Origin of the sequence: Streptomyces sp. NBC_00425, from assembly GCF_036030735.1 — a bacterium.
Lineage (GTDB): Bacteria > Actinomycetota > Actinomycetes > Streptomycetales > Streptomycetaceae > Streptomyces.
The window spans coordinates 6029198-6054174 of record NZ_CP107928.1; the positions used below are offsets into that span (position 1 = coordinate 6029198).

The window sequence follows — 24977 nt, forward strand, 5'->3', positions numbered from 1 at the left end:
GGGAGCGGCTGCCCCGGGCGGCAGGTGAGCGTGCCGCCCGGGGCAGCCGCTTCGGCCGTCCCCCGCGCGCGTCCCGGCAGCGCGGCGGGGGCCGACGGGGGGTGACAGGGGGTCACCGGGACGATGAGAGGCGGCTGGGGGTGGCAGGGGCGTGATCGCCGGGCGGGTAAGGGTCGGATAAGGTGACCCGCCGTGGCACGTGCGAACACGTGAGCCACCGTCACGTACTCGGGGGAGACGTCACCGTGCACACCCGTCGCTCAACTCTGTCGTCCAGGGTGCGCTCGGCGCCCGGCCCGCTCGCCGCCGCCGCCGCGCTGGCGGCCGCGTCCCGCCCCGACCGCGTCGGGGACCCGGTCGTCCAGCGCCTCCAGTCCGCTCGCACCTGGGCCGGCACGGTGGCGTCGGCGGGACTGCTGTTCGCCTACCCGCTGGCCGAGAGCGGCGAGGACATCCTCCTCGGCAAGGTGCTGGACGTCGTCGTCGGCTGCGGGATCGCCCTGGTCGCCGGACTGATCACCCTGAGCGTCTTCATCGGCATGGCCCGCCCCTCGCTGCGCGGCGTCTACGCCCGGCGACTCACCGGCCCCGGCACCGCGCTCGGCGTCATCGCGCTCGGCGTGGGCGTGTGCGGCGGCGGCGTCCTGCTGGGCGTGAGGCTGCTGCACGCGGAGATCATCCCGTGGGCGGACATCCGCGCCGCCGGCAACCTCGCCTGGCTCGCGTCGTTCCTGGTGTTCGTCATCGTGATGCTCATCGGCGCGTTCGTCCTGGCCGTGGTGGCGGTGTTCACGCTGGCCGCCGGGGTGTTCGCGCTCAACTCCTGCTTCCGGGTCGGCGACGTCCACGATCTGCTGCCCGCGCTGATCTCGCCGTTCCTGGTGTGGGCCCTGTTCGCGCTGAGCTACTCCGACGGCCCCGAGGTGGCCGCCCCGCCGCTCGTCCGCCTCGCCTTCCTGCTGGGCGGCCCGCTCTCCGTGACGGCCCTGTCGGCCTGGGAGATACGGCGGCTGAGGCACCGCTACGGCGTGACGATGCGCTCGGCACTGGGCCGAGGCGGCCTCCCCGAGCCGACGTACACGCCGGAGCCCGCGCAGACGCCGGTACCTGTTTACGCGCCGACGCAGACGCAGACGCCGACGTACGCCCCGGGAGCGCCACACCTCCCGGTCCCGACCCCTCTCCCGGGGCAGACCCACGTCCCGGGACCGACCTGTGCGCCGGTGCCGCAATACCCGTCGCACGCGCCGAACTCGCCGTACTCCCCGTAGGTGTAGGTGTAGGTGTAGCCGCCGTGACCCCTATTGCGCTCGTGGGGCTCGTATGGCTCGCGGGGCGCGTCCAGCGGCCGGTTGCGGCAAGCTCTGGGCCGTGCGGGCCCGGCGGACCTTCGGACCCTGTGGGCCGGCGGAGAGCCGGCCCGGCATCTCACCCCCGGCGGTCGGCGACCGCCCACGAGGCCAGCGCCACGGCCCCCGCAACCCCGAACACCGACGGCCAGGCACCCACCCTCTTCGCCAGCGGATGCGACGCCGCGAAGGCGGCCACGTACGCGGCGCTCAGCGCCCCCGCGGCCTTCCCACCGGCCTGCCGCCGCCACTGCTGCGCGGCCGCGGCCCCCGCGACGGCGAGGACGGCCCCGCCCAGCGGCCGCTGACGCGTCCACCGAGCCACCCCGTACCCGCCGACCAGCCCGCCCGCCGCGATCACCGCACTGGGAACCTTCGCCATGTCTGCCGCCTCCTCGCCCTGATCGTCAAGCTCGCCCCCGAGGCTAACGCCCCCGCCGCACCGCCCGACGCCCGAGCCCCGTCGCCGTGGGCGGGAACGGGCGAGAACGACCTTCGACTACCGCGAGTCGCCACCCGGGCCTTGCGGGTCCCCCGGCGTCTGCCCACCGGCCGACTCGTCAGCAACAGGGAAATGAGCCAGGAGGAGGGTGCGGGAGCGGCGTGTGGCGGTACTGACTCGTACACGCTTGGCACCATCGGGCCAGGATCGAGATACGGAACTGCAAGGGCTCGGGACCGGCCGCCGCACATGGCCGAAACCCATACGCACCGTTGAACGCGCCTGTGAAGCCGCAGAAGATGGTCATGAGCGGGATGACACGATGCCGGCTTTTCGAGACCGGGGAAACGGGGGCTGAGCGGTGCTGGCGGGTGGCTACGCGGCCGTGAACGGCGGCCGATGAGGAACCGTATGCAGGTCGCGCTCCAGGTCATGCTGGCGCTGGTCGCCTGCTTACTCGGGATCGCCACCAACTACGCGACCAGTACGGACAAGGCGCCGTGGGTGCTTGAGGCGATTCAGCGGTTCTCCGTTCCGGCCATCGGAGTGCTGATCTTGGCACTCGTGGTCGGGCAGGTCGTCGTCTACCGGCTGGAGCATCCCGCGCCGGCCCGGATCGAGTGGCCGCGTGAGCGGGTTCCGTACCCGGGCCTCGACGCGTTCGACGAGGACGAGGCCGCCGTCTACTTCGGCCGGGAGGCACAGGCCGTCGAACTGACCCGCAGGCTGCACGCCACCACGACCCGCCCGGCGGAACGGTTCCTGGTGTTGGTCGGGGCTTCCGGGAGCGGAAAATCCTCCCTGGTCAGGGCGGGAGTGGTGCCCCGGCTTCGGGATCGCCGCTGGACCGTCGTACCCGCCTTCGCCCCGGGCCCCAACCCGCTGGGCGCCCTCGCGGGTGCGCTGGCGGCCGCCGCCGACGGGCAGGAACCGGCGAGCGCAGTACTGCGGAGGCTGCGTCAGGGACCGGATGCACTGCGAGCCGAGCTGTCGCGGCTCCGAGGCGGCCGGTTCAGGCGGATACTCCTCGTGGTCGACCAGTTCGAGGAGGTCGTCACCCTGACGGGCGAACATGAACGCGCCCAGTTTCTCGAAGCGCTGCGTACGTGCGTGGAACAGGACCTGGCGGTTCGCGTACTGGTCACCCTCCGAGTGGACCTGCTCGGCAGGCTGCTCGGCACCGGACAGGCGGACCTCCTTCAGAACCCCGTCGCCATCGGCACATTGGGCAGAGCACAGCTCGTCGAAGTCGTGGAGCGCCCCGGGGCCCTCGTCGGCCTCAGCTTCGAGCACGGAGTCGTCGACTCCATCGTGAGCGAGACCGGGACGGACGACGCACTACCGCTGCTCGCCTACCTCCTCCAGGAGTTGTACTTCGCCTCCGGCCCTGGCGGGATGGTGACCGAGGCGCTGTACCGGCGGCTCGGGGGCGTGCCCGGCGCGCTGGCGCGTCAGGCAGACAACGCCGTAGCCGGGCTCGGGGCGGGCGTGGGCATCGACGTTGTCCTCCGTGTCCTGCTCAGGTTCGTGACCGTGGAGGGGCAGGACGCTGTACGCCGCCATGTGCCACTGTCCGAACTCGACGAACGGGACCTCCATGTCGTCGATGCCTTTGTCGAGGCGAGGCTGCTGCGCACCGACATCACGGGCAGCGGCTCCGCAGCCGGTAGCGAGCCCTGTGCGCAGGTGACGCACGAGGCTCTGTTCCGCCAGTGGGCCCCGCTGCGCCAGGAGGTCGAGGCGCGGGCCGAACGACTGCGTGAGCGCGCCGAACTGGAGCGGTGGGCGGCCGACTGGGAGCGGGCCGGACGCAGCGACGACTATCTCCTCACCGGGGAACGCCTCACGGCTGCCCGGCGCTGGCTCGAAGCACTGGAGGAGTCCGGACAGGCGTCCGCACCCGCCCGCTCACTCGTCGAATCCTCGCAACGCCGCGACCTGTCCTTCCTCAGCCGCGTCTCCGACAGCATCGGCCGCCAGGTTCTTCTGAACGCGGAGAGCGAACCGGAGCGCTCCCTGCTGCTCTCACTCGCCGCAATCGGTGAGTGCACGCCCACGCCCTCGGCCAGGCGCGGGCTGATGGCGGCGCTGGCGGCGAGTCATCTCCGCGCGCGGCTCGACGGTCACACTGACACTGTCCGTCACATCGCCTGGTCCCCGGACGGGCGCATGCTGGCCACGGCGTCCAGGGACGGCACGGCCCGCGTTCACGACGCGGGGTCCGGACGCGCACTGCTGGTGCTGCCGTGCGACGGAGTCATGGTCGAGTCCGTTGCCTGGTCACCGGACTCGGCGAGGCTGGCAACCGCCGGCCGTGAACGTGTCGTACGGATCTGGGATGCCACCACAGGGGAGCCGGTCCGGCTGCTCACCGGTGCCGGAGACCTCGGCAGGCAGGTGGCCTGGTCGCCGGACGGCCGGCACGTCGCGGCGAGCTCCAAGGACCGGATCGTACGGGTCTGGGAGGCCGACACCGGGCGGCTCGCGCACGAACTGCACGGGCATGACGAGGACGTGTGGGGTGTTGCCTGGTCACCGGACGGCATCCGCCTCGCATCCGCCTCACACGATCAGACCGCGATCGTGTGGGACCTGACGACCGGTACGGCGGCCACCACACTCACCGGCCACTCGGACTTCGTCGAGGGCATCGCCTGGTCACCGGACGGAAGGCACATCGCCACCGGCTCCGGGGACCACACCGCTCGCATCTGGGACGCCGGTACCGGCGACCTGCGCCTGTTGCTGCGAGGACACACCGACTACGTGTGGAACCTCGCCTGGTCTCCGGACGGGCGAATGCTGGCGAGCGCCTCCTCCGACCGCACGGTGCGCATTGTCGGCACCGAGGACGCCAAGGTCCTGGCCGTGCTGCGAGGCCATGCCGACACGGTGTGGGGCGTCGCATGGTCACCCCGCGGGACCATGCTCGCCACCAGTTCCACCGACGGCACCGGCATGGTGTGGGACCTGCGCCCGCGTGGCGCCGAAGTCCTACTGGCCGACGGACACCGTGGCCCCGTGAACCAGGCCGCATGGTCCGGCGACGGCAGCCGTATCGCCACGGCCTCAGACGATGGCACCGTACGGGTGTGGGACGCGGTAACCGGAGTTCCGGCCGGACCGGTGATCGAGTGGGAGGGCCGGGTCTGGGCCGTCGCCTGGGCTCCGCAGGGGGAACGGCTCGCGTTCAGCGCCAACGACGGCCTGTTCCGGATCGTCGACGGGCACGGCGGCACGCTGTTCGAGCGACACGGTGAGGTCATCGAGGGCTGTGCTTGGTCTCCGGACGGCGGCCGGATCGCCGCCGGCGGCCACGACGGCGCCGTGCGGGTGCTGTCCGCGTCGGACGGGACCGAGCTGCTGAAACTGACGGGACATCAGGACTGGGTGGGGCGCGTGGCATGGTCGCCGAGCGGACGGCTGCTCGCCAGCTGTTCCGACGACCGTACCTGTCGGCTGTGGGACATCGGGGAGGGGCAGCAGTTCACCGTGCTGCGCGGTCACGACAACTACGTGGAGGACGTCAGTTGGTCTCCGGATGAGACGAGGATCGCCACCGCTTCCGGCGACTGGACGGCCGCCGTGTGGGACGTCGCCACCGGACGGCGCATCGATGTGCTGAAGGGTCACGAGGGGCGGCTCCGTGCCGCCGCCTGGTCGCCGGACGGCCGGCACATCGCCACGGGGGGAGACGACCGCACCGTACGCGTCTGGTCCGCCGCCACTTTTGAGGAGATCGCCGTCGTCGGTGTGCACCAGGACAAGGTGACCTCCGTGGCCTGGTCCCCGGACGGCGCACGGCTGCTCACGGGCTCGGCCGACGGGACGTCGCGCGCGTGGCTGGCGGTGCCGGACTATGACCGGCTGGAAGCGACGGCCCGGGGAAGGGTCTTCCGTGCTCTGACCCGCGAGGAGCGGCGGCAGCAACTTCTGCCGCTCGACCCACCGTGACCCCCTGAATCAGTAGACCGATTCCACCGTGCGCTCCTCGGTGTGGACCAGGTAGCCGTCCGGGTCCAGGCCCATGGCTTTGCGCTCGGGCGACGACCAGTACAGCGCGTTGCGCTCGGCGAACGTCTCCGGACCGTCGTACGAGATCAGCCAGACGAACTGGTTGCGTTCCCGGTCCACCCAGGCCCCTCCGATCCCGAACCCCAACGCCAGCCGCAACGGCACGATCTCCTCCCGCCAACGCTCCACCCACTCGTCGAGCATGCCCGCTCGGACGGTGTACGTACGCAACTGCGTGGTCTTCGGCATACAGACATCTTCTCCGACCTCGCAGACTTCCTGTGCCCGACGAAGCTCCGCGCGCTCCGTGCAACGGCCGTCAGCTGGGCGTCAAGGAGCGCAACTCGCGATCGGGACACCTTCTCCAAGGGGCAGAGTGATCCGCCCGGTCATGAGGATTTCGTGGTTCGCGAACAGCGCGTCGAGTGCGAAGCGTCGACGGACGCGGGCGGTCCACTTGGCGTCCGTCAGGTTGGTGTATGCAGCGACCACGCGGGCGCGGCTCGCCTGGGTGAGGATCCATCGGGCCTGGTCCGGGTTCTGGGTTCGGCCGCCGAGGTCGCGGGCGAGCCGCCACAGCTCCTCGCCGTCGGACTGTTCGTCGACGACGGTGACGAGCCCGATGTCGCCGAGGCCTCGTGGGTCACTGGAGTGGGTGGTGTAGGCGACGGTGAGGTGGCCGAGGGGGAACATGGTGACGCGGCTGGTCGCGGTGAGCTCGGTGAGGAGCATGGGCAGTCCGTTCTGGCACGGAGCGAGGCGGCCCGGCCACGGGTACGGTCGGCCCGCACGGACGGGGGAGCGGGTGTCAGCAGCCGTCGCCGTCGCCGCAGCAGGCGGGCGGGTTGCATTCTGCGGCCGTGCCCCAGAGCCGCTCGTCGACTTCGAACCCGGCGGTACGCAACCGGCCCACGACGTCGACCATCAGCCCACGCGTGCGGACTTTGGCGTTGGGCTGGTGGTGCAGGAAGTGGCCGAAGCTGCGCTCGCACCAGTCGGCGTACCACCCCGTGTGCAGGATGAGCGTGTGCCAGCCGGGATCGACCTGCTGCGACGGTGCCATGCTCGCCCCGTCACCGCTGCTCCCCATGACGTAGACGAGGGCGAGGGCCTGGTCGACGACCCGGTCGGCGACGCAGCGCTCCAGGCCGTACTCGTCGGCGCAGAACGCGGCAAGCGTCTCGAACTCCGTGTCGGTGACGAGAGAACGGCCGGTGCGGGGCTCGGTGGCGACGGTGGGGGCCATGGAATGGCTCCTTCGCAGTTGGAGTGCTTTGCTTCTGCGGTCGGAGGACCTTGCTTCACTGCTCGTCGCACGCCAGTCGTCTTCCGGCGGCGATGATGCGGGCGACGTCAAGTGGGCGGCACAGCGCGCCTGCCGAGGTCATGGGCACGGACCAGTAGGAGTGCCACCCAAGCGGGTTGAGGGAGTTGGCCCCCGGTTCTGGGACACCGAGATAGGTGCCGCGCCCCAGGCACTCCACGCCCAGCGCACGCCATTCCTCGGCGGCCCCGTGCCAGGTGGCAGGCATGAGGGCCGGGACCAGGGCGTAGTACCGGCACCCCTGTGGGTCGCAGATGACCGACCCACCCTCGCAGGCTTCGTCGAGGAATGAGTCGACGTCGCGTCCGCAGTGGTCGGCAACAGCGCGCACAAGGTCCTGGGGTAGCCGTACGGCCGACATGAGGGCGCCGAGAGGCAGCAGCGCGATGCCGCACTCCGTCCACTCCATGGCCGCCCGGCTGGGGACGGGGTGAGCCGACAGGAGCCAGTGAGCGGTGGCCGACTCGCGGTCGGTGCGTGAGTGGATGAAGATGCCGGGTTCTGGTTCGGCGGGACGCAGAGTCCGCGTTCGCGTGTCTGTCACCCTGCCGAAGCTAGGGGTGTTGTGTGGTCCATCACCAGCAATGTGCACCGATGTGCACAGCTTTATGAGTGCTGTCTGGCTGCTTTCTCACCTTGACGGGGGCGGCATATGTCCGTGAAATTGGTGCACATCGGCGCACAGCATCGACAACGGAGGCGACTATGCGCTTACGGTTCATCGGGATCGACCCGGATACGGGAAAGAACGGGTCGCCGACAGCATGGGTGGATCTGGAGACGGCGGACATCGTGATCCAGAGCTACATGGCGGACGAGCCGACACGAGCTCAATGTGTGGACAACTCGGCTCCCGGACACGCGCAGGGCATCCCCGACCACGAGACGGTGGTGCGCATTCCGGCCCGCTTGGTACCGGTCCTGCGGGAGGCCTGCGATGTCGCAGAACGTACCCAGCTTTGACGAGCTGATGGAAACCGCGCAGCTCTCCGCCGTGCACCTGGAAATGCGCGATCAGTACGCGGTGGGCGACGAGGCCGACGACTACGACACCTGGCTGCGCACCGGCCTGCGGGACACGGATCCCACCTCGGAGTACTGGGCTCCGTGGGTCGACATGGTCTCCGGAGCGGTTGCCCGCGGAGTGGTGGTACGACGTGCCCGCGTCGTGTCCGAACCGGTCACCGACTACATCCGCTACGAGCACGCCGGAACCGTCGTCAACCTGCACGCAGGCGAACTCGTTCGCTGGCTGCCCCGTAGAGGGACGGCGGACCTGATGCTGCCCGGTGCCGACCTGTGGATTTTCGACGACGCACAGGTTCTCTTCAACCACTTCTCGGGCGACGGCGACTGGAGCGGTGACGTTCCCATGGAGCTACGCACCGAGCCGACTATCGTCAAGCAGTGCTCGGACGCCTTCGAGGCAGTATGGGAGCGCGCCGTCCCGCACGACGACTACGAGATCCACTGACAGAAAGCAACTTCGGCCAGCTCATGTCCACTTCACCGTCCTCCTCCGCCCAGGCCGCTCGCGAGAACGTGGCGCGACGGCTGCGCGACCTGAGAAGGAATGCCGGTCTGACGGTCACCGAGCTGGCCTCGCGATGCCGCTGGCACCATTCGAAGACCTCCCGTATCGAGAACGCCAGGACGCCGGCGTCCCCCGCGGACGTCCGCGTCTGGTGCCATGCGACCGGCGCGGACGACCAGGCCGAGGACTTGATCGCGGCCTCCCAGGACGCAGAATCCCTCTACCGTGAGTGGCGGCAACGCGTACGGGCAGGCCTTCGCAAGCTGCAGGACAGCTATGTGGAGCTCTACCGGTCGACGGACCTGCTGCGCACGTACTCCCCGGTGCTGGTGCCCGGGCTGTTGCAGACAGAGGGCTACGCGCGGGCCTTGTTGAGCACCAACGCCCGCCTCCTCGGCGTCCCCGACGACGCGGCCGAAGCCGCAACCGCACGCCTCCAGCGCTCCCAGATCATCCACGAGCCCGGCCATCGCTTCGTGATGGTCGTCGAAGAGGCCGTCTTGTACTACCAGTTGGGCAACGCGGACGCGATGGCGGCGCAGCTCGGCTACCTGCTGACCGCTGGTGCACTCCCGACGGTGTCCCTCGGGGTCATCCCCATGTCGACGCGCGAACGGACTCTCTGGCCGCAGGAGACGTTCGACGTCCACGACGACACCCTGGTATCCGTCGAGCTGATCTCCGCCGAGGTGAACATCACCCAACCTTCGGAGATCAGCCTGTACATCAGGGCTTTCGAGCGGTTGCGCAGCATGGCCGTCTACGGAGCTGAGGCCCGGAACTTGATACTGAAGGCGATCGAGGCGCTCCAGTAGCGGCGCACCCCACGCTTGGCAGTCAGCCCCAACGTGCCCAAGAAAGGCTCGACGAACCGGTTGCTGCACGACAGGCCGAGGAACGTCGGGACACCCAGCCCCGTCGTGTGATGTCAGTGTCGGCTCATAAGCTCGTGGCATGGACGAGACAGGGATTGTCACGGGGGAATCGGCCGGCAGGGCTTGGTCGTTCCTGATCGCCGGCGAGGACCGACAGTTCCAGGGGAACACCGGCTACGAGGACGTCATCGAGGAGTCCTACAGCTATGACTCCACGGTGGGCAACCATCGACGGGTCGCGCTGGACGACCTGGTGGTGGTCCGAAGCGGACGCGAGGCACTTGGCATCGGCTACGTCGAGCAGTTGGAGATCTTTCCGGATCAAGAGAAGCTCCGGAGCAGATGCCCTGGTTGCGGGAGTACCGGCTTCAAGGAGCGGACCTCTGTGCTTCCCAGATTCAGGTGCAGTCCGTGCGGAGAGACTTTCGACGTCCCTTCGACAGAGACGATAGAGGTGACCTCCTATCGGGCCCACTACGGAGGCACCTGGCAGGCCCTCGAGGGCTGCCTCGAAAAGGCCCTGCTCTCCGAACTCAGCTTGACCAATTCCGACCAGCAGTCGATCAAAGCCCTGGACTACTCCGGGGTCCTTGCGGCCGTGTCTCTCAGAGGTGTCCGGCTTCCCCGCAGCAGGCCGTCATCCGCTGGCGTCCGGCCTCGTCCCTTCGAGTTGCCCGGCGGGCGTCGGCGCGCAACGGTCGCAGTGCGACGGGGGCAGGATGCGTTCCGCCGAGCGTTGGTCCGTCGCTACGGGATGATCTGCGCGGTCACGGGGCCTGCTCCCGCGGAAGTGCTCCAAGCCGCCCATCTCCGAGCCTTCGCGATCACGGAGCAGCACAGAGCGGAGGAAGGACTCCTCCTACGCTCGGACATTCATCACCTCTTCGACAGCGGCCTCCTGGCCATCAGGCCCGAAGACTTCATCGTCCAAGTCGCTCCGAGCCTCGGCGGCTACGTAACGTATAGCGAACTGGAGGGCGCCGCGCTGCGAATTCCGGACACGGACCTGATCGACCGGAGTGCTCTGGCCGAGCACTATGAGTCGACCGTGGCGACTTGGTGAAGGAATACGGCTCCGCGAGACGACCTGAGGAACTCTCAGTCCTCGGTATTCCGCTTCACAGCACATATGAAGGAGAACCAGGCCTCGCCGCGCACAGCAATCTCAGCCCCTTCTGCCCGCTTCGAGTCACGAACCAGGGCGCCTTCACTCGACAGAGCGCACTCGACGCACTCCCCTCCTGCACCATTGCTGTACGACGACGTGAACCACACCGGATGGCTTCTCCCGCTGGGCGTTGCAATGCTCACCGTGCGTATTCCTTCAAGACGGTTTCAATCAGGTGGGCCGAGCGCTGAGGGCTCAGGGCTGCGGCCCGCAGGCCGTCGAACGCTCGGGTGTACTCACGGACATGATGCTCGCCCTCCAGGTAGACCGCATCGGTGATGCCGTCCCGGTAGACGATGTCGGGGTCCTCCGGCGCGGGGAAGCCCAGCATGGTGAATGAACCCGTGGCCGGATAGGTGCCGGAGTCGAAGGGGAGGACCTGAACGGTCACGGAGGGCAAACGGCCGGCGTCCAGAACCCGTTCGATCTGATCGCGCATCAGCGCCCGGTCGCCGATGACGTTGCGCAGAGCGCCTTCGTTCACGATGAACCAGGCTTCGGGGGCGTCCGTCCCGGTCAGCAGGGCCTGACGCTCCATGCGCACCTGAACGGCCCTGGCGATGTCCTCGGCGGACATGTGCGCACCGGTCTTGTGGAGCTCGGACGCGTAGGCGTGGGTCTGCATGAGACCGGGCACGACCTCGCACTGGTACTGGCGGAAAGCCGAAGCCTCCTGTTCCAGGCCGATGTAGATGTTGAACCATTCCGGCACACCCGAGCCGTGGACCTGCCACCAGCCGCGCATCTTGGCCTGCCGGGCCAGAGACTTGAGGAACTCGCGCAGCTCTTCGCTGGTCGCGTAGAACCGGCACAGGGCGTCGATGTCGGACGGCTGGACCCGGCCGCTGCCCGTCTCCATGCGGTTCACCTTCGAGCCGCTCCAGTCCAGGGCCGCGCCCACCTGGGCACAGGTCAGAGTGGACTGCTCACGGAGCTTCTTCAGCTCGATCGACAGGCGGCGACGGCGTGCGGTGGGTGATCCGGCCATATCAACCCCGTTCCTTGTAGCGGGCGTTCAGTCTCGCGCCAAGGGGTGTGCTTGCCAATCACTCGGAAGTGGGAATCCCGCCGTGCACATTGCACAAAGGGATGCGCCAGCTGCAGTCTGAAGGCAGAGCAACTCATCGTGATTCCCCGTGACACTGCGTGCTGCATGGGGTGTCACCTGCGATGACAGGGGTTTACGTGGGACAGGACGCATGCATGACGCGCAAACCGTGGGACCTGGCCTTCACCGCCGAGCCGGCGGAGGTTGCAGCCCTTCGCCGGGTAATGCGCCTGCACCTCGGCATCTGGGGCTTGCACGGGGTCACGGACGAAGCGCAGCTGTGCGTCAGCGAGATGGCGGCCAACGTCATCACGCACGTCGGCCCCGGAACGCCGGCCACACTCGCGGTGTCGATGAACGGGGTGCATCTGCGCATCGAGGTCCACGATCCTGACACCCGAGCCCTGCCTACGCTCCTTGACGCGAACTCGGACTCGGAGGGCGGGCGAGGCATGGCCTTGGTCGACGCCGTTGCCGCACGCTGGGGCGTACAGCTCCAGCTCGATCGGAAAGTCACCTGGTGTGAGCTAACGACCGGCCTCACGTCGCCGAACGGCCATGTCGAAGACCCCGGCGTCCGGCGCGCCGAGGCTCTGTTGGCGTCCTGCCCGGACGGGAAATCGCAACTCCGAGCCGGTCCGGGGAGACTCGGAAAGGCTGTGAACGAGGATTCGGTGATCACGGCCATCGCGGATTTCCTTCACTGGCTTCGCGCCCACGGTTGCGACGCCGACGAAGCCCTGGACCGTGCTCAGATGCGCTACGAGGTCGAGCGGGGCAACCGCGGGGACGGGTTCTCACGCGCATCGACCGCCTGACGGCGGCCCCGCCGAGAACGTGCGCGGCGAGCAGAAGTGCATCGTGCAGGCCACCCGACATCCCTGCCCTGGGAGGGCGGGTCTGCATCAGGGCGACAAGCCACTGCTCGCCACCTCACCGCGAATGTTGTGTCAACGCTCCAGGAGGTTCGCGAAGAACCCCACGTCCGGATCCTCTGGAGTGCCGACGAGCAGCGCCCGGTCCAGCAGGACGTTGTTGTGCTCGCAACTCGTCTCCGGGAGCATCACGCAGGCATGGCAGGCAGCCATGTTCGTGCCACCGACGCCGGACACGCCGCTCTCCATGCAGAGCGGATCCGAGGAGCACCACTCGGCACGGCGGACGGCGGAGCGGACCGTCTGATCCAGCAGATGCGGTTCGCCCTGTGCGACCAAGCCGCCGAGGCTGCCCGCAGAGTCGCTCGTCGCCGTGTAGATCAGGATTCCGGCCATGTCGTCGTCCGCGTACAGACGCTCGCGGAGTGCCGCCGCCGGGTAACCCGCTTCCAGGCTCCACTCGTTGATGAGCACATGGGCAAGCGTGTGGAGCAGCACCATGCGAGGGGAAGCAGGTGACTGGACGGCCTGGTGACGGTCGCCCGCCCTCTCTTCCAACACGCGCTGATGGGCATTGCGCAGACGTTTCGCGCGGTCCGCCACGCCGACGGCCCGCTCCCAGGAGTCGAGCCGTTGTTCGTCCAGGCGGAGGAACACTCCCTCGCCACGGACCTCCATCGCCGGGAGCCACGGCAGAGGGCCGCCGGCGAGCGGCACCTCCTTCGCCTCGGTGGACGAGTCGGGATCGGCGAGCCGGGTGAAGGCCTTCAGAGCGCGTACCTCGCGAAGCCGTTTGACCAACATCGGGTCGCTGACGCCAAGAGGCTTCAGCATGGCCGTGTCGCCCTCCGGGGGCTCGCAGAGGAACTGCTCGCCGCGGGTGTGCTCGCTCTCCTCGTTGCCGGCGCGTAGACGCTCGTACTCCTTGTTGCGCAGAGCGCGATAGCGGTGGTCGAAGGTGGGAGCCGTGTCCCCGTCGGGGTCCTCCTCGAGCTCCGCGTTCAGGAGCGTCATCACCACTTCCAACGGGATGGGCGCCTTGCCTCTGAGGGCGGCCTTCAGATACCCCGCCACCTCACTGCGGTCGGCGCACTCGCGCAGCGCGTCCCAGTGTTCGGCGAGCGGGTCCGAACGGCCGTCGCTCCACGGCGGGATGGACAGCGCCGACTTCAACACCGGCTGCCAAACGGTGGAGGAACCGCGCTGGAGGGTACGCAGGGGCAGCCCGCATGTCTCGTTCGCTGAGTTTCCGAGCCAGGGACGAGCACCCTGGCACCTGAGTCCGAGGTCCTTGAGTGCCGCCTTGCGGAAGGAACCCTCCATCGAGACCTCGGGTTTGGGGGTGCAGTCGCAGGAGACGACGATCGAGCGGAGCGAGGACGTACGACCGGACGAACGCAGCTTGAGCCTCCCACCGCACTGCTCGCTGCCGGCCCCCGGTTCGGTGGACCGGTGGACCCAGTGCCAGTACGGGAACTCGTCGAGGTGCCCGTCTTCGCAGGCGACGACGAAGCGGGAGGGGACCAGGGCGACCTCGCAGGTGCCGCAGGCACTGCGTCCTTCTGGCGGGTTGAAGTCTCGGTGTCGCTGGAGTTCGGCGCACTCCGGGCAGGAGTGCATCTGAGGGAAGCGCCGGACCCGCATGCCGTCCTTGCTTTCGTCGCCGGACGCGGGGGGCAGCCGGAAGTAGCCGACGCCGAGGAGGCGAGCCAACCGCCGTTCGTAGATCCGTGGTGCCTCGTCCGTTCGCCAGCTCCTCTCCGCGTCGTCCAGACCCGAGACGACGAAGGATTCCTGGTCGACCGCAATGAGCGAGCCGACGCCGTAGGTGGTGATGGCCTGAGCGCGGCGGACCGAGCCCCGCCGGGGCAGGGTGTGGGCCGGCGCACCGCTTTGGCCTGTGCGTCGGCGGCGGGCGGGGGGCGGGGTCATCGGTTTCCCTCCATGAACAGTGCGGACTCGGCGTCGACGTCGCGCAGGCTCCACAGCGTGGGCCATGCCTCGGGGCCGTCGGTCTCGTCGTCGTACGACTTCAGGATCGAGGGCGAGCGGTTGCCTCGCTGAGGTTCGAAGAGCAGGCCGCTGTGTCGGTCGGCCTCGTCGCGCCACCAGGTCAGGAACTCGTCGAACGTCAGGGACACGGCAGTGGTCTCCTTGCTGTCGACTGTTCCGACACGGTCGAGGATGACGTCCTTCACCTTGTTCTCGAGTACTTCCACGTACGACTCGACCTTGGCGGCACCGTCGTTGGGACGGGCGGCCGGGATCAGGATGCGGGCCAGAGCCACGATCACCGCGTGCAGGCCCCGGTCGCGGGCGCGCGCGGAGAACGGGGTCACCGAGGTCGACTCGACCTCCCGGTAGAGAGCCGAGTGAAAGTGTTGGAAGCTCTCGTAGTGCGAACGGTCGCGGGAGCGGGTGGAGTTGAGCATTACCGCCACCAGACCAGGGTGTGCGCGACCGACGCGGCTGGTGGCCTGGATGTACTCCGCCGTGGTCTGCGGCTGGCCCATCACGGCCATGAGGCCGAGACGGTCGACGTCCACGCCGACCGCGATCATGTTGGTGGCGAGCAGGACATCAACGGCGTCCTCGTCGGGGTATCGCTTCTCGATGCGCTTGAGTCGGGTCGGGATCTCGCTGGCGTCGACACGACTCGTCAGCTCCGAGTAGTTGGGGATCGGTCGGACCTCCTTCCCCTCGCGCTCGGCGAGCAGCTCCAGGTACGCCACCACGTCGTCGTGGACCTGTAGTTCCGCAGCCGAGAGCAGCCGCAGGCTGTTGAAGTAGCCGACGAGGCTCCAGTACGTGTCCTTCACCCTGTCGTCCTCGGTGTCCGCGTGCATCGCCCGGTGCAGCAGGGTGGCGTACGTGCGGATCAGCAGCGTGGACTGGCTGGTACCGGGAGCCAGGAGGCCGACGTAGCGGCGAGTCGCCTTTTCCTCGCGAGGCGTCTCCACGGCGAACCACGAGTCGCGGGCGTCCAGGCCGGCGGGCGGGAACTGTCGTACGCCCCGGGCGAAGAGGTGCCTGCCCTGGTCGGAGGCGCGACGGATGGTCGCGGTGGAGGCGATGACCTTGGGCTTGTTCGCAAGGGCGTCCACCGCCGTCTCGTAGAGGCCGGTCAGGGTTCCCAGCGGGCCGGAGATCAGGTGGAGTTCGTCCTGGACGATCAGCTCGGGCGGCGGAGTGGGGTCGTCGGTGTCGTCCAGGTTGAACAGCGCAGCGGTGGCCGGGCGCCAAGGCATCGACGCGAACTTGTCGACGGTGGCGATCACCAGCGTCGGCCGTGCCGCGTACACCGCCTCGTCGACCAGGTGGACGGGCAGCCCGTCGCCGAAGTCGCAGTCTTGGGCAGGGCAACGGACGAACATCCGCCGGGCTTCGACGTCGACGCTGTAGTCGCGCGCGTCGAGGCGCTCGCCGCACCAGGGACATGCGTGCAACTGGACGGGGTTCTCCCTGGCGAGGCTCTTGCCGAGGTTCCGTTGCAGCTCGACGAGCTTCTCGTCGGCCTTGGCCAGCAGGTTGGGGGTGGCCGAACGGCCCACCCACATGCCGACGGAGAACTCCTCCGTGCCCAGTTCCGGCGTACGGCGGCGCAGTTGTTCCATCGCACAGAACAGGATCGCCGCACGCTCGAACTGCTGAAGGGTGAGCAGTCGCAGCGTGTACCGCATGATGACCGTGACCCCACCGCCGGTCGCTCCCTTACGGATACGGCGCAGGAACGACGTGAGCGCGATCAGGCCGAGATAGGCCTCCGTCTTGCCACCACCCGTGGGGAACCAGAGCAGGTCGGAGAGCTTGCGATCGTCGTGGCCCGGGTCGTCGACCCCGGCCAGGCAGAGCAGCACGAACGCGATCTGGAACGGGCGCCACCGGCCCTTGGCCAGGTCGGGCGTACCGACCCGCCCCTTCCGCACCCATTCGCTGCGGGCGCGCTGGTCGGCCATGACACGGTTGGCCAGCCGGAACGCCCGCATCACGTCGGGCTTGGTCCGCAGCAGTTCGATGCCCTCCCGGATGCGGCCGAGAGCCTCGTGGCAGGCTGTCACCTGCTTCTGCGCGGGCTCCTCGTGGTGCGTGCCGGCCAGGCCCGCGGCCTCGTCCCGCTTGCGGTCGATCCACCGCTCGTACCCCGAGGCGAGATTCTCCAGCGCGGCCAGGATCTCGGTGTCGGGCTTCTCCGCCAGCCCCAGCATGGACAGTGCCGAGCTGTCGATCTCGGGGTTGGAGTCGGTGAGCAGCACCTCGACGGACGGTACGAACTGGCTGCGTACCTCGGGGACGCCGCCTTCGTTCGTGTCGGTCACCCCGATGGGCGACGGCGTCCAGTCCCATTCCGCTGAGCAGCCGTGCCCGACGGCGAAAGTCGGTGCGTGCCGGTGCAGCAGCCGGCTCATGGCGATCTCCGGGTCGTGGGAGGCTGTCCTGGCGGAGCGTTCCACGAACGCGGTGGAACCGTCGGCGGCGCGGACCCGAAGACCGCACTGGAACAGGGAGAACGCGTCTTTCAGGTCGTACTTGCCGACCTGTTCCGCGTTGATCAGGGTCACCGTGACGCTGACCATTCCTCGTGGATCGGCGCGACGAACGATCGCGTGCAGGTCGACCTTTCTGTCGGCGTGCAGCCGAGCCCGTACACCGCTGCCCGGCACGGTGACGTCGATCGTGTAGTCCGGGAGGTCGAGTTCCTCCCGCCGCCAGTGCTCCCGCTGGGCGGACAGGGTGCGGGCCTCGGCCCTGCGTGCTTCGACCGGCCTTCCTTCCGCGTCGGTGGGACGGTACGCGGCGGCGCGCGACGAGACCACGATCCTCTTGCTTGTCTTCGGGTCGACCGCAAAGGTCAGACCCATGGAGGAGGGCCGACGGTCTCCGGGCCGCCCCGGGTCCCGCTCCGCGCCGGACTCCTCCACGCTGTCGCGGGTGAGTACGGGAGCGGCGTCCAAGCCGTCCTGCTCCGCGGCCTCTTCCTTGCGCGCCTCCGTCGCGCCCGTGTCCGCCGAACCCGGGTACAACACCCCGGTCGGGTAGCGGTCGACGGGCGTGTCCTGGGTGAGGATCTCGTTCCGCTCGTCCTTGTCCGCGTCCTCGGCGGGGCCGAGGAGCTCGCGGCGGAGCCCCACGAGGAGATCTTCGTCTCGCACGCGGTAGTGCTCGGCGTGCCTGTCCGCCCCGTTCGTCACGTGTTCCGCTCCTCGTCGTGGTTCGTCCACCGGTACCGTCCGATGCCGGTGATCCTGGGGGCGATCCACACGCCCCGGTCGCCGAGACCGGCGTTGGCGCCGGCGGCGGTGCTGCCCGTCACGGTTTCCGTGGTGTCGATCCGCAGGCCGTGAATCTCGGCAGGCCAGGACGGATCCCACGTTCTGCTCACCTTCTGCACGCGGAACAGGTCCTCGCGGAATCGCCGCGAGGCCTCGCCGATCTCCCGCCCTTCGTGCAGCAGGGCGTAGGGCGGGCTCTGACGCTCGCCCATCTGCATGTCGTGCCGCTTGCGCAGCATCACGGCGTGCCCGGGTGCGACCCGTTCCAAAAGGTACGACTGGATGTCGCGGGCGCCCCCCTCGGCTCCCGGCGGGTCGTCCCGATCCACGTCGCCCGCCTCGGCGACGATGCCGAATCGCTTGTACGACTGCCAGCCGCCGAGATAGCGCCGGCCGTCGCCCCGGCTGTCCGTTCGCCTGAAGTGCGGCAGTTTCGGGGGATTCGCGTGATACAGGTCCTGTCGGGCGCGGGTCATCGCCACGTAGAGGGCACGCGCCTCGGCGGGCAGATCCAGGTCGGCCGCGTACCGGCGGTGGAGTTCCTCGGCGCTGGGAGGGGCCAGAAGGATCACCTGGTCGAACTCCAGTCCCTTGGCCCGGTGGACGGTCGAGACGACGATCCGGGAGGGTTCGGGATCGGCCGCCTCGTCGGGGAACCTGCCGCCCGCGACGGCGTGCCGCAGTCGGTCGAGGTCGAGCACGCCCCCCGCGGGCCCGCGGGCCACCCGCCGCAGGACGGGCCACAGCATCGACACGTCCGGTTCGAACGACATGGGTATCTCGGCGAGCAGGGTCCGGAACCGGTCCTCGGTGAGAGCGGTCGCGTCGGTACGACGCAGCAACTCGCCCACCCAGTACGGCACAGGACGTTCTTCGAGCGGACGCCGCAACCGGTGTTCGACGCCGTGCGCGTGCAGCAGCTCGGCGACCACCAAGGCCTCCCGGTTGTCGCGGGTGAGGATCGCGCATGTGTCGGACAGATCGCGCAGCCCGGACAGGGTGAACTCGTCGTCGAGGTCGCCGATCCCGTTCGCCGGGTCCAGAAGCAGGTCGCGCAACTCGCCGTAGAGCGCGCCGGCCTCGTCCCGATCGGTGAGCCGTTGGAGACGCGGACCGTGCGCCAGTGCCACCCGGGCCTCGTCGGTTGTGGCCCGGAAGTTGCCGGTGAGCTCCAACTCCACCAGGTCGTCGGGGTAGGAGACGCGCAACCAGTCGAAGAACCGGCCGGTCTCGTCCAGCCGTTCGTCGCGGTCGGCGATCTGGAACCCGTACACGGACTGGGCCATGTCCCCGACCACCGTGAAACCGCAACTGTCCCGGTAACGGTCGAGCAGCGTCTCCACCAGTTCGCGACGCACGCCCAGCAGATCCTGTGCCTCGTCCACGACGACGTGGGAGGGCGGATCGGAGTCGCCGATCTCCAGGGCTCCCTTCTCCACCGCGTCGACCGCCGCGGCGATCCGCTCGTCGAAGGTCGTGCCACCCCAGTCCCCGTCCGGACGGGCCCGGGCGAGCACTCCGTACGCCCAGGCGTCGAAGGTCTGCGCCCGGACCCGGCGGGCCCGTTCCCCGTGCCGGGTGATCCGCTCGCGCAGTTCGCGGGCGGCCGCCCGGGAGAAGGTCAGGACCAGGATCTCGGCGGCTTCCAACGCCTCCTCCGGATCCTCGTGGCCGCACAGCGCGTCCAGCCGGCGCACCAGCGTGTGTGTCTTGCCGGCCCCGGCTCCTGCTGTCACCAACACCCTTGCACCCCAGGGCTGTTCCACGACGATCCGCTGCTCGTCCGTGAGCGGGGGGCTGCCCAGATAGGGCTCGGTCACTTTCGGCTCCAGAGGTGCTCGAACTGGGTGAACGCGAGCTGGGTGTCGAAGTTGGCGATGTTGTCGCTGACGTTGAGGATCAGGCAGGTGGGCTTTCCACCGTTCTTCGGGCCGCGCAGACCGCGACCGATCATCTGCTGGTAGACGTTGGTGCTGTAAACCGGGCGTGCCACAACCACGACTCGGGTGGCGGGGGCGTCGAACCCCTGAGTCAGCACCCCGTAGTTGGTGAGCACGCGGATGCGCCCCTCGCGGAAGTCGTCGATGCGCCTACGACGGTCCGGCATGCTGCTGGTCGAGTCGACGGCCGCGGAGGCAACCCCCCGGTCGTTCAACAAGGCGGCCAACGAGTTGGCGTGGTCGACGGAGGTCGCGAACAGCAGAGTCGGCCAGTCCTCGGGGAGACCGGCCACCTCCTCGACGATACGGAGGCTGCGCGCGTGGTCCTCCACCAGGCGCTGCTCGGCCGAGCTGGAGAGCATGGCCATGCGGTCCGCCTGGACCTTCTCGTCACTGGTCAGCTCGATGCTGCCGCCCTCCAGGGTGCGGTGCTCGACCTGGGCGAGCATGCCCCACTCCTGGAGATCTCGGTAAGGGTCGCCCGAGGGGAAGACGCCTTCGTCCAGACGTCGTCGGCCGAAGCGTCCCACCAGACGGCTGGTCTCCTCCTCGTTGTTGTTACGGAACGGGGTGGCGGTCAGACCGAGCAGATGCCGTCGGGTCTCGTACTGCGTTAGCCCCAACATCCCGAGGATGGCGGTGTATCGCGGTGAGATCGCGGTGTGCGCCTCGTCCACGATGACCAAGGAGGCCTTCCGCAGCCACTCGTAGGCGTCGCCGTCCAGGCACCGCTCCAGCTTGGCGTCGGTGGCCACCACCAGATGCGGGTGCCCCTGGACGTCACCGGCCTCGTTGCCTCCCAAGAGCCGGCTGATCGTGAGCGGGCGTTCCGCACCTACCTTGCCCCAGACGAACTTCCAGCTCTGCACGGCCTGCTCGCACAGCTCTTCGGTCTGCGCGATCCACAGCAGCGGCCCCTCCAGATCGCCCACCCGCTTCACCCAGCGGATCACGGCCTCGGCGGTGACCCGGGTCTTGCCCGCACCGGTGGGCAGGGACAGCATGGCCCGCTGCGGCGCCAGTCGGTCGAGCAGGGTGGTGATGTTCCGGACCAGATCCTCCTGGTAGTCGTGGAGTGCGGGGAAGTCCCGCGGCCCGTCGACAGTCTCGGAGGCCGGCGGGGACGGCGTGCGGGAGCCCGCGAAGGTCATCGGCAAGCCGAGACCGGACACGAACGAGATCGCCGCCGCCGAACCCCCGTAACCGACAGGCGCGTTGGGGAAACGGCCCTGGATGTCACGGGCGTGGTGATGCAGCACCCTGTCGCCGCGCGCGTTGAATGCCATCTGCGCGACCCGGTGTGCGGACGGCACCGTGCCCCCCGTCGCCTCCGCCTCGGCATCCAGCAGACCGTCCGGCAGCCCCGACCGGAGAGCCTCGGCGCCGATCAGCAACTCGATCTTGGTGACCACGTCCGTCGCGTCGCGCACGGCCTTCACCGCGGCTTGGACCGCGCTGTCCCGTGCCATCTGTTCCTCACGCTCCAGGACCGCCCGGCAGCCGCTCGCACCCAGTCCGAGTTCCAGCTCACGGTCGATCAGACGGAGCATCGGCTCCCGCTCCAGGGGGATTAGGACCTTGACCGTGTTCCCCTGGCGGACCGCGTCGAGTGCGCGGGACTTGGTGCCGTTGTCCGTCCGGGTCACCTCCTCCAACTTCGTGCACCGCTGCACCAGAGCGCCGCGCGTGACGCTGCCGAGCCGCTGGCGCAGCGCCGGGTACAGCTCGACGAGCGGGACCGGTTCGCCTTCCGGGACCTCACGGGTCTCACGGGTGATCGCACCCTTGTAGGACCTCATGCCCCACTGCTCGATCATCAGATCGGCGTCGGCGGCCGTCCCCACGAGCAGTGCGGGGAGCTGCTCCGCACGCAGGGCACGGTACTCGGAGGCGCCGACGGCGACGACGATCTCGTCATCGGGGCGAGTGCTCCAGCTGTCTCCGATCCGACAGCGGGTCAGGGAATCCTCGGGGAAGGCCGCACCGAGCCGAGTGAGCATCACGTACGTGTTGCCGACGAACCTGTCGTCCTCGCTGCGGGTCAGCTCCAGCAGGAGCGGCGCCCAGAGCTCGGCCGGTACGTCGTCGACCGTGGTCGGCAACCGCAGTTTTCTGGCCTTCTCGGGGGACAGGTCGGCCACCGGCAGGATGTCGCGGTAGGAGGCCAGTTGAGGCCCGACCGCTTCTGCCAGCGGCTTGACCCCCCGGGAGGTGAGGACCGTGCCGTGCTTCCTGAGCATCCAGCGGATCGGCGACTCGACGGCCTGCCGGGTGCTCGACTGTGCGCCGATCTGACGCGTCCAGTTGTCCACCACCGCGTCGTCCGGCAGGGCTTTGAGGAAGGCGGCGCGGGATTCCTCCGAAAGCGAGGGGAACAGGTGCAGCGGTCCGCCGATGGGCGCTCCCTCCACCTTCAATCGGTTGAGGGTGGGCCTGGGGGCACGCTTGTCCAGCCCGTGCAGGTAGGTCGCGTGGACCGCCTCCCGGTACTCCTCGAACCAGGCCTCGCCCTCGGGCCGTGCCGTCGTGGGCCGTTCCCTCGGCCCTACCTGGCGGAACACCGCGATGTCGTCGGAGTGGAAGCGCATGTCGACGGCGACGCGCGGGTCACGCTCGGCGCTCACCACCGCGCCCGGCAGCATGCAGTCGCGCAGTGGCCGGAACCTCCCGTCGGCCGTCCGCACCCGCAAGGTCCGGGGGACGTCCGGTACGTGTTGGAGCACGGTGTCGATCAGCCGGTGGCCGCCGGCTTGACGGAAGAGGTTCCAGAAGCGCTCCCAGTCAGCGTCGCCGTAGCCGTCGAGGCCGCGGTCGAGGACGCTGACGAAACGGCCCTCCACATCGGCCTCGCGAATACCGAGCGCGTCGAGGGCGGAGGCCAGTTCGGGTTCCTCGGAGATCTCCGGCACCACGTACACGAGGGATTCGCGGGGCCCGTCGTCGTCGGCGCGGCGGAACACCTGCCCGGGGACCGGCGGCACCAGGCCGTGCTCCTCGGTGAGCACGATCCGTGCCCTGCGCGCCTCTTCGACATAGGACGAACCCGTCCGGACCATGTCCGCCAGGATGCGGACGGCGGTCGCGGAAGCCACCGCGGAGCCGTCCGAGACAAGAGCCTCCAGCCACTCGCGGACGCCTGACCGCTCGTGCTCGGCTGCGTCGAGAACATGCTGGACCTTTCCCGAACGGAGGGTGTTGACCTCCGCCGAGGGGTGCAGCCAGTTCGACGGTCGACCGGGCGTCTCGTGCCACATCCGTGCCCAGATCGTGCTGCAATCCTTGTCGAGGCGTGGGGGAATCCGCAGTTCGGTCGGTACGCGAAGTACGCCTTCCTGATCGGGCAGCGAGGGGCGGCAGGCAGCCCGCTTCCAGATCTCCTGGGTCAGGAAGTCGTCGGCCCAGCTGATCGATTCCTTCGTACGGCCGGGCAGGAGCGGGAGGTATGCGGCGGGGTCCTCTGCCGGCGACAGGGCCGGGAGGGAGTCGACCACCAGGGCTGCGGAGACCCTGATCATCTCCTCGTTGAACGCGGAGGAGTCCAGCAAGTTCTGCCGGTCCTCGTTGGTCTTCCACGCGCCGTTGAGGATGCCGCTCAACGACATCTCGTACTTGGTGGGGAAGAAGGACCAGAAGCGGCCACGTCCTCGTGACCGACTGATGTGGAGTCCGCTGTCCGTGTCCTTCTCGAACGCCGGTACCGCCCAGGCGAGTTCGAGATCGAGACGGTCGTGCAGTTCACCGGCGTCGGCGCGGGCGGACAGGCCGGGCTCGTGCATGGTGGTGAAGACCCGCCACCGGGTGTCGCGGGGCGACCTGCCCGCGCGTTCCTCCCGCACCGTGTGCAGGTTCCCGTCCCGCTCGGTGGTGAGCACGCGATGGGCCGGTGGAAGCGTCCTGCGGTCCTCCAGTACCACCCGCGCCACGTGCGGGGAGAGGAGCTGGAACCCGAGAGGGAACTCCTCGCGGCTCGCCCCGGTGGAGGTCTTCCCTCCGTGCATGTCCAACGCCAACCTGCCGGCGGCCCCGGGGAGCAGAGGCAGCCGCACGACTGTGGTGGCCCAGCCGAGCAGCTCGTCGAGCACGGGATCCGCGGCCCGCTCGGCGGCCTCGTCGAGCGGGCGGGCCATCCGAAGCACAGGCGCCTCGAACCGGTCGCCGAGACGCTCCTGCACGCCGGGAACCGAGCGGATCTGTTCGCATGCCCATTCGCGATCGAACCCGAAGGCCCCCGAGGTGCTGAAGAACTGAGGGGTATCGGTGACCACCAGAACGGACTTGACCCCTACACCGAATCGGCCGATCTGGCCCCCCCTTTTGCGGGACATGCTCATACGGAGAATGGTTTCGGCACCCTCGGCCGTCACCGGTGAACCCTCGTTGGCGCAGTAGAGATGGGAGGCGGTGAGAACGACGTGAGTGGTTCCGCCGGGCTCATCGGCGATTTCGTCGGCGGCGTTCTGGACAAGCTCGAACAGTTGCCTGTCCCCGTACCCACCCTGGGTGATACGACGCTCACTGTTGGCGTGCTCGGGAATAAGACCGGGATCGACCTTATACGTCTGGAGAACGCGCGAGGACTGTTCCAGAACGGTCGCGATGACCGGCGACAGCGGCGACGATGACTCGGACACTGCTTCTTCACGGCTCCTGCGGTGGGCGGGATGACGGAACACGGAAAGGACAGGAGCGGAAACAATGATATGAATCCGCTCGGGAGTGCGCAGATGAGGATGTCTGGCCGAGCTGTCCGACGGGTTCCGGAAGGTTCGTCCAGGGATTTCTCGGGTCGGTGTCATGGGTTTCGGTGAACCCTGGAACCGAACATTAGGGCTCGTCCAGATCTGCGGGAGTGAGCCCGGAAAAATTATAGATCTGCTTCTTCCGTGCATCTTCTCCTGCTAATAAGTGCTGGAGTTCGAGGCAGTGGACCTCGCGCCCGGAAAAAGGTTCGACAGCGTACGGGGGATCGGTCTCCCCTGAATATTCTTCCATGACGTTCCGCTTCCTCCTGTTTTTCGTTTCCGGGGACTCGTTCAACGAGAATTTCCGGAGAATTCAACGATGAAGACATGGCTGTGCCGTATGTCGCTCAGGAATATCTGAGCCAGGAGGTAGAACCGCCTTCAACGACCTTAGCA

18 protein-coding genes are annotated in these 24977 nt (G+C 68.6%); 7 read left to right on the plus strand and 11 right to left on the minus strand.

What is annotated here, in order from left to right; genetic code table 11:
* The first annotated feature begins 245 nt into the window (after positions 1 to 245).
* Positions 246 to 1271: a hypothetical protein gene (locus OHS82_RS26330; protein ID WP_328434654.1), complete on the plus strand. Its 1026-nt coding sequence runs from the start codon at positions 246 to 248 to the stop codon at positions 1269 to 1271.
* A gap of 157 nt (positions 1272 to 1428) precedes the next feature.
* Here the strand turns inward: OHS82_RS26330 and OHS82_RS26335 are convergent, their stop codons facing one another.
* Positions 1429 to 1731 carry a hypothetical protein gene (locus OHS82_RS26335; protein ID WP_319276409.1) on the minus strand — a complete coding sequence of 101 codons (303 nt, stop codon included), beginning with the start codon at positions 1729 to 1731 and terminating at the stop codon, positions 1429 to 1431.
* Between the two features lie 471 nt (positions 1732 to 2202).
* Between OHS82_RS26335 and OHS82_RS26340 the strand changes: the two genes are divergently transcribed.
* Positions 2203 to 5745, plus strand: coding sequence for an nSTAND1 domain-containing NTPase (locus OHS82_RS26340; RefSeq protein WP_328434655.1), 3543 nt, complete (start codon positions 2203 to 2205; stop codon positions 5743 to 5745).
* A 9-nt stretch (positions 5746 to 5754) separates the two neighbouring features.
* Here the strand turns inward: OHS82_RS26340 and OHS82_RS26345 are convergent, their stop codons facing one another.
* The 4 genes from OHS82_RS26345 to OHS82_RS26360 all read right to left on the minus strand — a co-directional run bounded on the left by OHS82_RS26345 (position 5755) and on the right by OHS82_RS26360 (position 7673).
* Complete coding sequence (locus OHS82_RS26345; protein WP_328434656.1) at positions 5755 to 6054, minus strand: NIPSNAP family protein; 300 nt, start codon at positions 6052 to 6054, stop codon at positions 5755 to 5757.
* A gap of 81 nt (positions 6055 to 6135) precedes the next feature.
* A complete protein-coding gene (locus tag OHS82_RS26350; protein ID WP_328434657.1) occupies positions 6136 to 6537 on the minus strand; it encodes a hypothetical protein in 402 nt (133 codons plus the stop codon).
* 76 nt (positions 6538 to 6613) lie between these two features.
* Positions 6614 to 7051 (minus strand): hypothetical protein, encoded by a 438-nt coding sequence (locus OHS82_RS26355; RefSeq protein ID WP_328434658.1) that lies wholly within the window; start codon positions 7049 to 7051, stop codon positions 6614 to 6616.
* A gap of 55 nt (positions 7052 to 7106) precedes the next feature.
* A complete protein-coding gene (locus OHS82_RS26360; RefSeq protein WP_328434659.1) occupies positions 7107 to 7673 on the minus strand; it encodes a hypothetical protein in 567 nt (188 codons plus the stop codon).
* A 161-nt stretch (positions 7674 to 7834) separates the two neighbouring features.
* Here OHS82_RS26360 and OHS82_RS26365 point away from each other — a divergent pair, with 161 nt between their 5' ends.
* From OHS82_RS26365 to OHS82_RS26380, 4 genes are all read left to right on the plus strand, one after another.
* Positions 7835 to 8092 (plus strand): hypothetical protein, encoded by a 258-nt coding sequence (locus tag OHS82_RS26365; RefSeq protein ID WP_328434660.1) that lies wholly within the window; start codon positions 7835 to 7837, stop codon positions 8090 to 8092.
* A complete protein-coding gene (locus OHS82_RS26370) occupies positions 8067 to 8603 on the plus strand; it encodes a DUF6879 family protein (RefSeq protein ID WP_328434661.1) in 537 nt (178 codons plus the stop codon). The genes OHS82_RS26365 and OHS82_RS26370 overlap by 26 nt, the downstream gene beginning before the upstream one ends.
* A gap of 23 nt (positions 8604 to 8626) precedes the next feature.
* A complete protein-coding gene (locus tag OHS82_RS26375; RefSeq protein ID WP_328434662.1) occupies positions 8627 to 9478 on the plus strand; it encodes a helix-turn-helix domain-containing protein in 852 nt (283 codons plus the stop codon).
* A gap of 139 nt (positions 9479 to 9617) precedes the next feature.
* Positions 9618 to 10601, plus strand: coding sequence for an HNH endonuclease (locus OHS82_RS26380; RefSeq protein WP_328434663.1), 984 nt, complete (start codon positions 9618 to 9620; stop codon positions 10599 to 10601).
* A gap of 35 nt (positions 10602 to 10636) precedes the next feature.
* On the opposite strand, the gene OHS82_RS26385 is transcribed toward OHS82_RS26380, so the two are convergent.
* Both OHS82_RS26385 and OHS82_RS26390 read right to left on the minus strand, forming a co-directional pair.
* Positions 10637 to 10849, minus strand: coding sequence for a DUF397 domain-containing protein (locus OHS82_RS26385; protein WP_328434664.1), 213 nt, complete (start codon positions 10847 to 10849; stop codon positions 10637 to 10639).
* A complete protein-coding gene (locus tag OHS82_RS26390; RefSeq protein WP_328434665.1) occupies positions 10846 to 11694 on the minus strand; it encodes a helix-turn-helix domain-containing protein in 849 nt (282 codons plus the stop codon). The genes OHS82_RS26385 and OHS82_RS26390 overlap by 4 nt, the downstream gene beginning before the upstream one ends.
* Before the next feature lie 215 nt (positions 11695 to 11909).
* Between OHS82_RS26390 and OHS82_RS26395 the strand changes: the two genes are divergently transcribed.
* Positions 11910 to 12572, plus strand: coding sequence for an ATP-binding protein (locus OHS82_RS26395; protein ID WP_328434666.1), 663 nt, complete (start codon positions 11910 to 11912; stop codon positions 12570 to 12572).
* Positions 12573 to 12704: 132 nt separating this feature from the next.
* Here OHS82_RS26395 and OHS82_RS26400 read toward each other — a convergent pair whose 3' ends face one another.
* From OHS82_RS26400 to OHS82_RS26415, 4 genes are read right to left on the minus strand one after another with little or no spacing between them, the layout of a single operon-like run.
* Positions 12705 to 14561, minus strand: coding sequence for a DUF1998 domain-containing protein (locus tag OHS82_RS26400; protein WP_328434667.1), 1857 nt, complete (start codon positions 14559 to 14561; stop codon positions 12705 to 12707).
* Positions 14558 to 17818 carry a helicase-related protein gene (locus OHS82_RS26405; protein WP_328434668.1) on the minus strand — a complete coding sequence of 1087 codons (3261 nt, stop codon included), beginning with the start codon at positions 17816 to 17818 and terminating at the stop codon, positions 14558 to 14560. Before OHS82_RS26405 ends, OHS82_RS26400 begins: the two co-directional genes overlap by 4 nt.
* On the minus strand, positions 17815 to 19719 hold the full coding sequence (locus OHS82_RS26410; RefSeq protein ID WP_328434669.1) for an ATP-dependent helicase: 1905 nt from the start codon (positions 19717 to 19719) through the stop codon (positions 17815 to 17817). Before OHS82_RS26410 ends, OHS82_RS26405 begins: the two co-directional genes overlap by 4 nt.
* The gene (locus tag OHS82_RS26415) at positions 19716 to 24470 is read right to left on the minus strand and encodes a DEAD/DEAH box helicase (RefSeq protein ID WP_443041048.1); all 4755 of its coding nucleotides are present in this window, start codon (positions 24468 to 24470) and stop codon (positions 19716 to 19718) included. Before OHS82_RS26415 ends, OHS82_RS26410 begins: the two co-directional genes overlap by 4 nt.
* Positions 24471 to 24977 lie beyond the last annotated feature (507 nt).

Excerpts from the sequence above, each read along its gene's own strand:
- OHS82_RS26335 (WP_319276409.1), bottom strand. The coding sequence starts at position 1,731 with ATGGCGAAGGTTCCCAGTGCGGTGATCGCGGCGGGCGGGCTGGTCGGC.
- OHS82_RS26340 (WP_328434655.1), top strand. The coding sequence starts at position 2,203 with ATGCAGGTCGCGCTCCAGGTCATGCTGGCGCTGGTCGCCTGCTTACTC.
- OHS82_RS26345 (WP_328434656.1), bottom strand. The coding sequence starts at position 6,054 with ATGCCGAAGACCACGCAGTTGCGTACGTACACCGTCCGAGCGGGCATG.
- OHS82_RS26350 (WP_328434657.1), bottom strand. The coding sequence starts at position 6,537 with ATGCTCCTCACCGAGCTCACCGCGACCAGCCGCGTCACCATGTTCCCC.
- OHS82_RS26355 (WP_328434658.1), bottom strand. The coding sequence starts at position 7,051 with ATGGCCCCCACCGTCGCCACCGAGCCCCGCACCGGCCGTTCTCTCGTC.
- OHS82_RS26365 (WP_328434660.1), top strand. The coding sequence starts at position 7,835 with ATGCGCTTACGGTTCATCGGGATCGACCCGGATACGGGAAAGAACGGG.
- OHS82_RS26370 (WP_328434661.1), top strand. The coding sequence starts at position 8,067 with ATGTCGCAGAACGTACCCAGCTTTGACGAGCTGATGGAAACCGCGCAG.
- OHS82_RS26375 (WP_328434662.1), top strand. The coding sequence starts at position 8,627 with ATGTCCACTTCACCGTCCTCCTCCGCCCAGGCCGCTCGCGAGAACGTG.
- OHS82_RS26380 (WP_328434663.1), top strand. The coding sequence starts at position 9,618 with ATGGACGAGACAGGGATTGTCACGGGGGAATCGGCCGGCAGGGCTTGG.
- OHS82_RS26390 (WP_328434665.1), bottom strand. The coding sequence starts at position 11,694 with ATGGCCGGATCACCCACCGCACGCCGTCGCCGCCTGTCGATCGAGCTG.
- OHS82_RS26395 (WP_328434666.1), top strand. The coding sequence starts at position 11,910 with ATGACGCGCAAACCGTGGGACCTGGCCTTCACCGCCGAGCCGGCGGAG.
- OHS82_RS26400 (WP_328434667.1), bottom strand. The coding sequence starts at position 14,561 with ATGACCCCGCCCCCCGCCCGCCGCCGACGCACAGGCCAAAGCGGTGCG.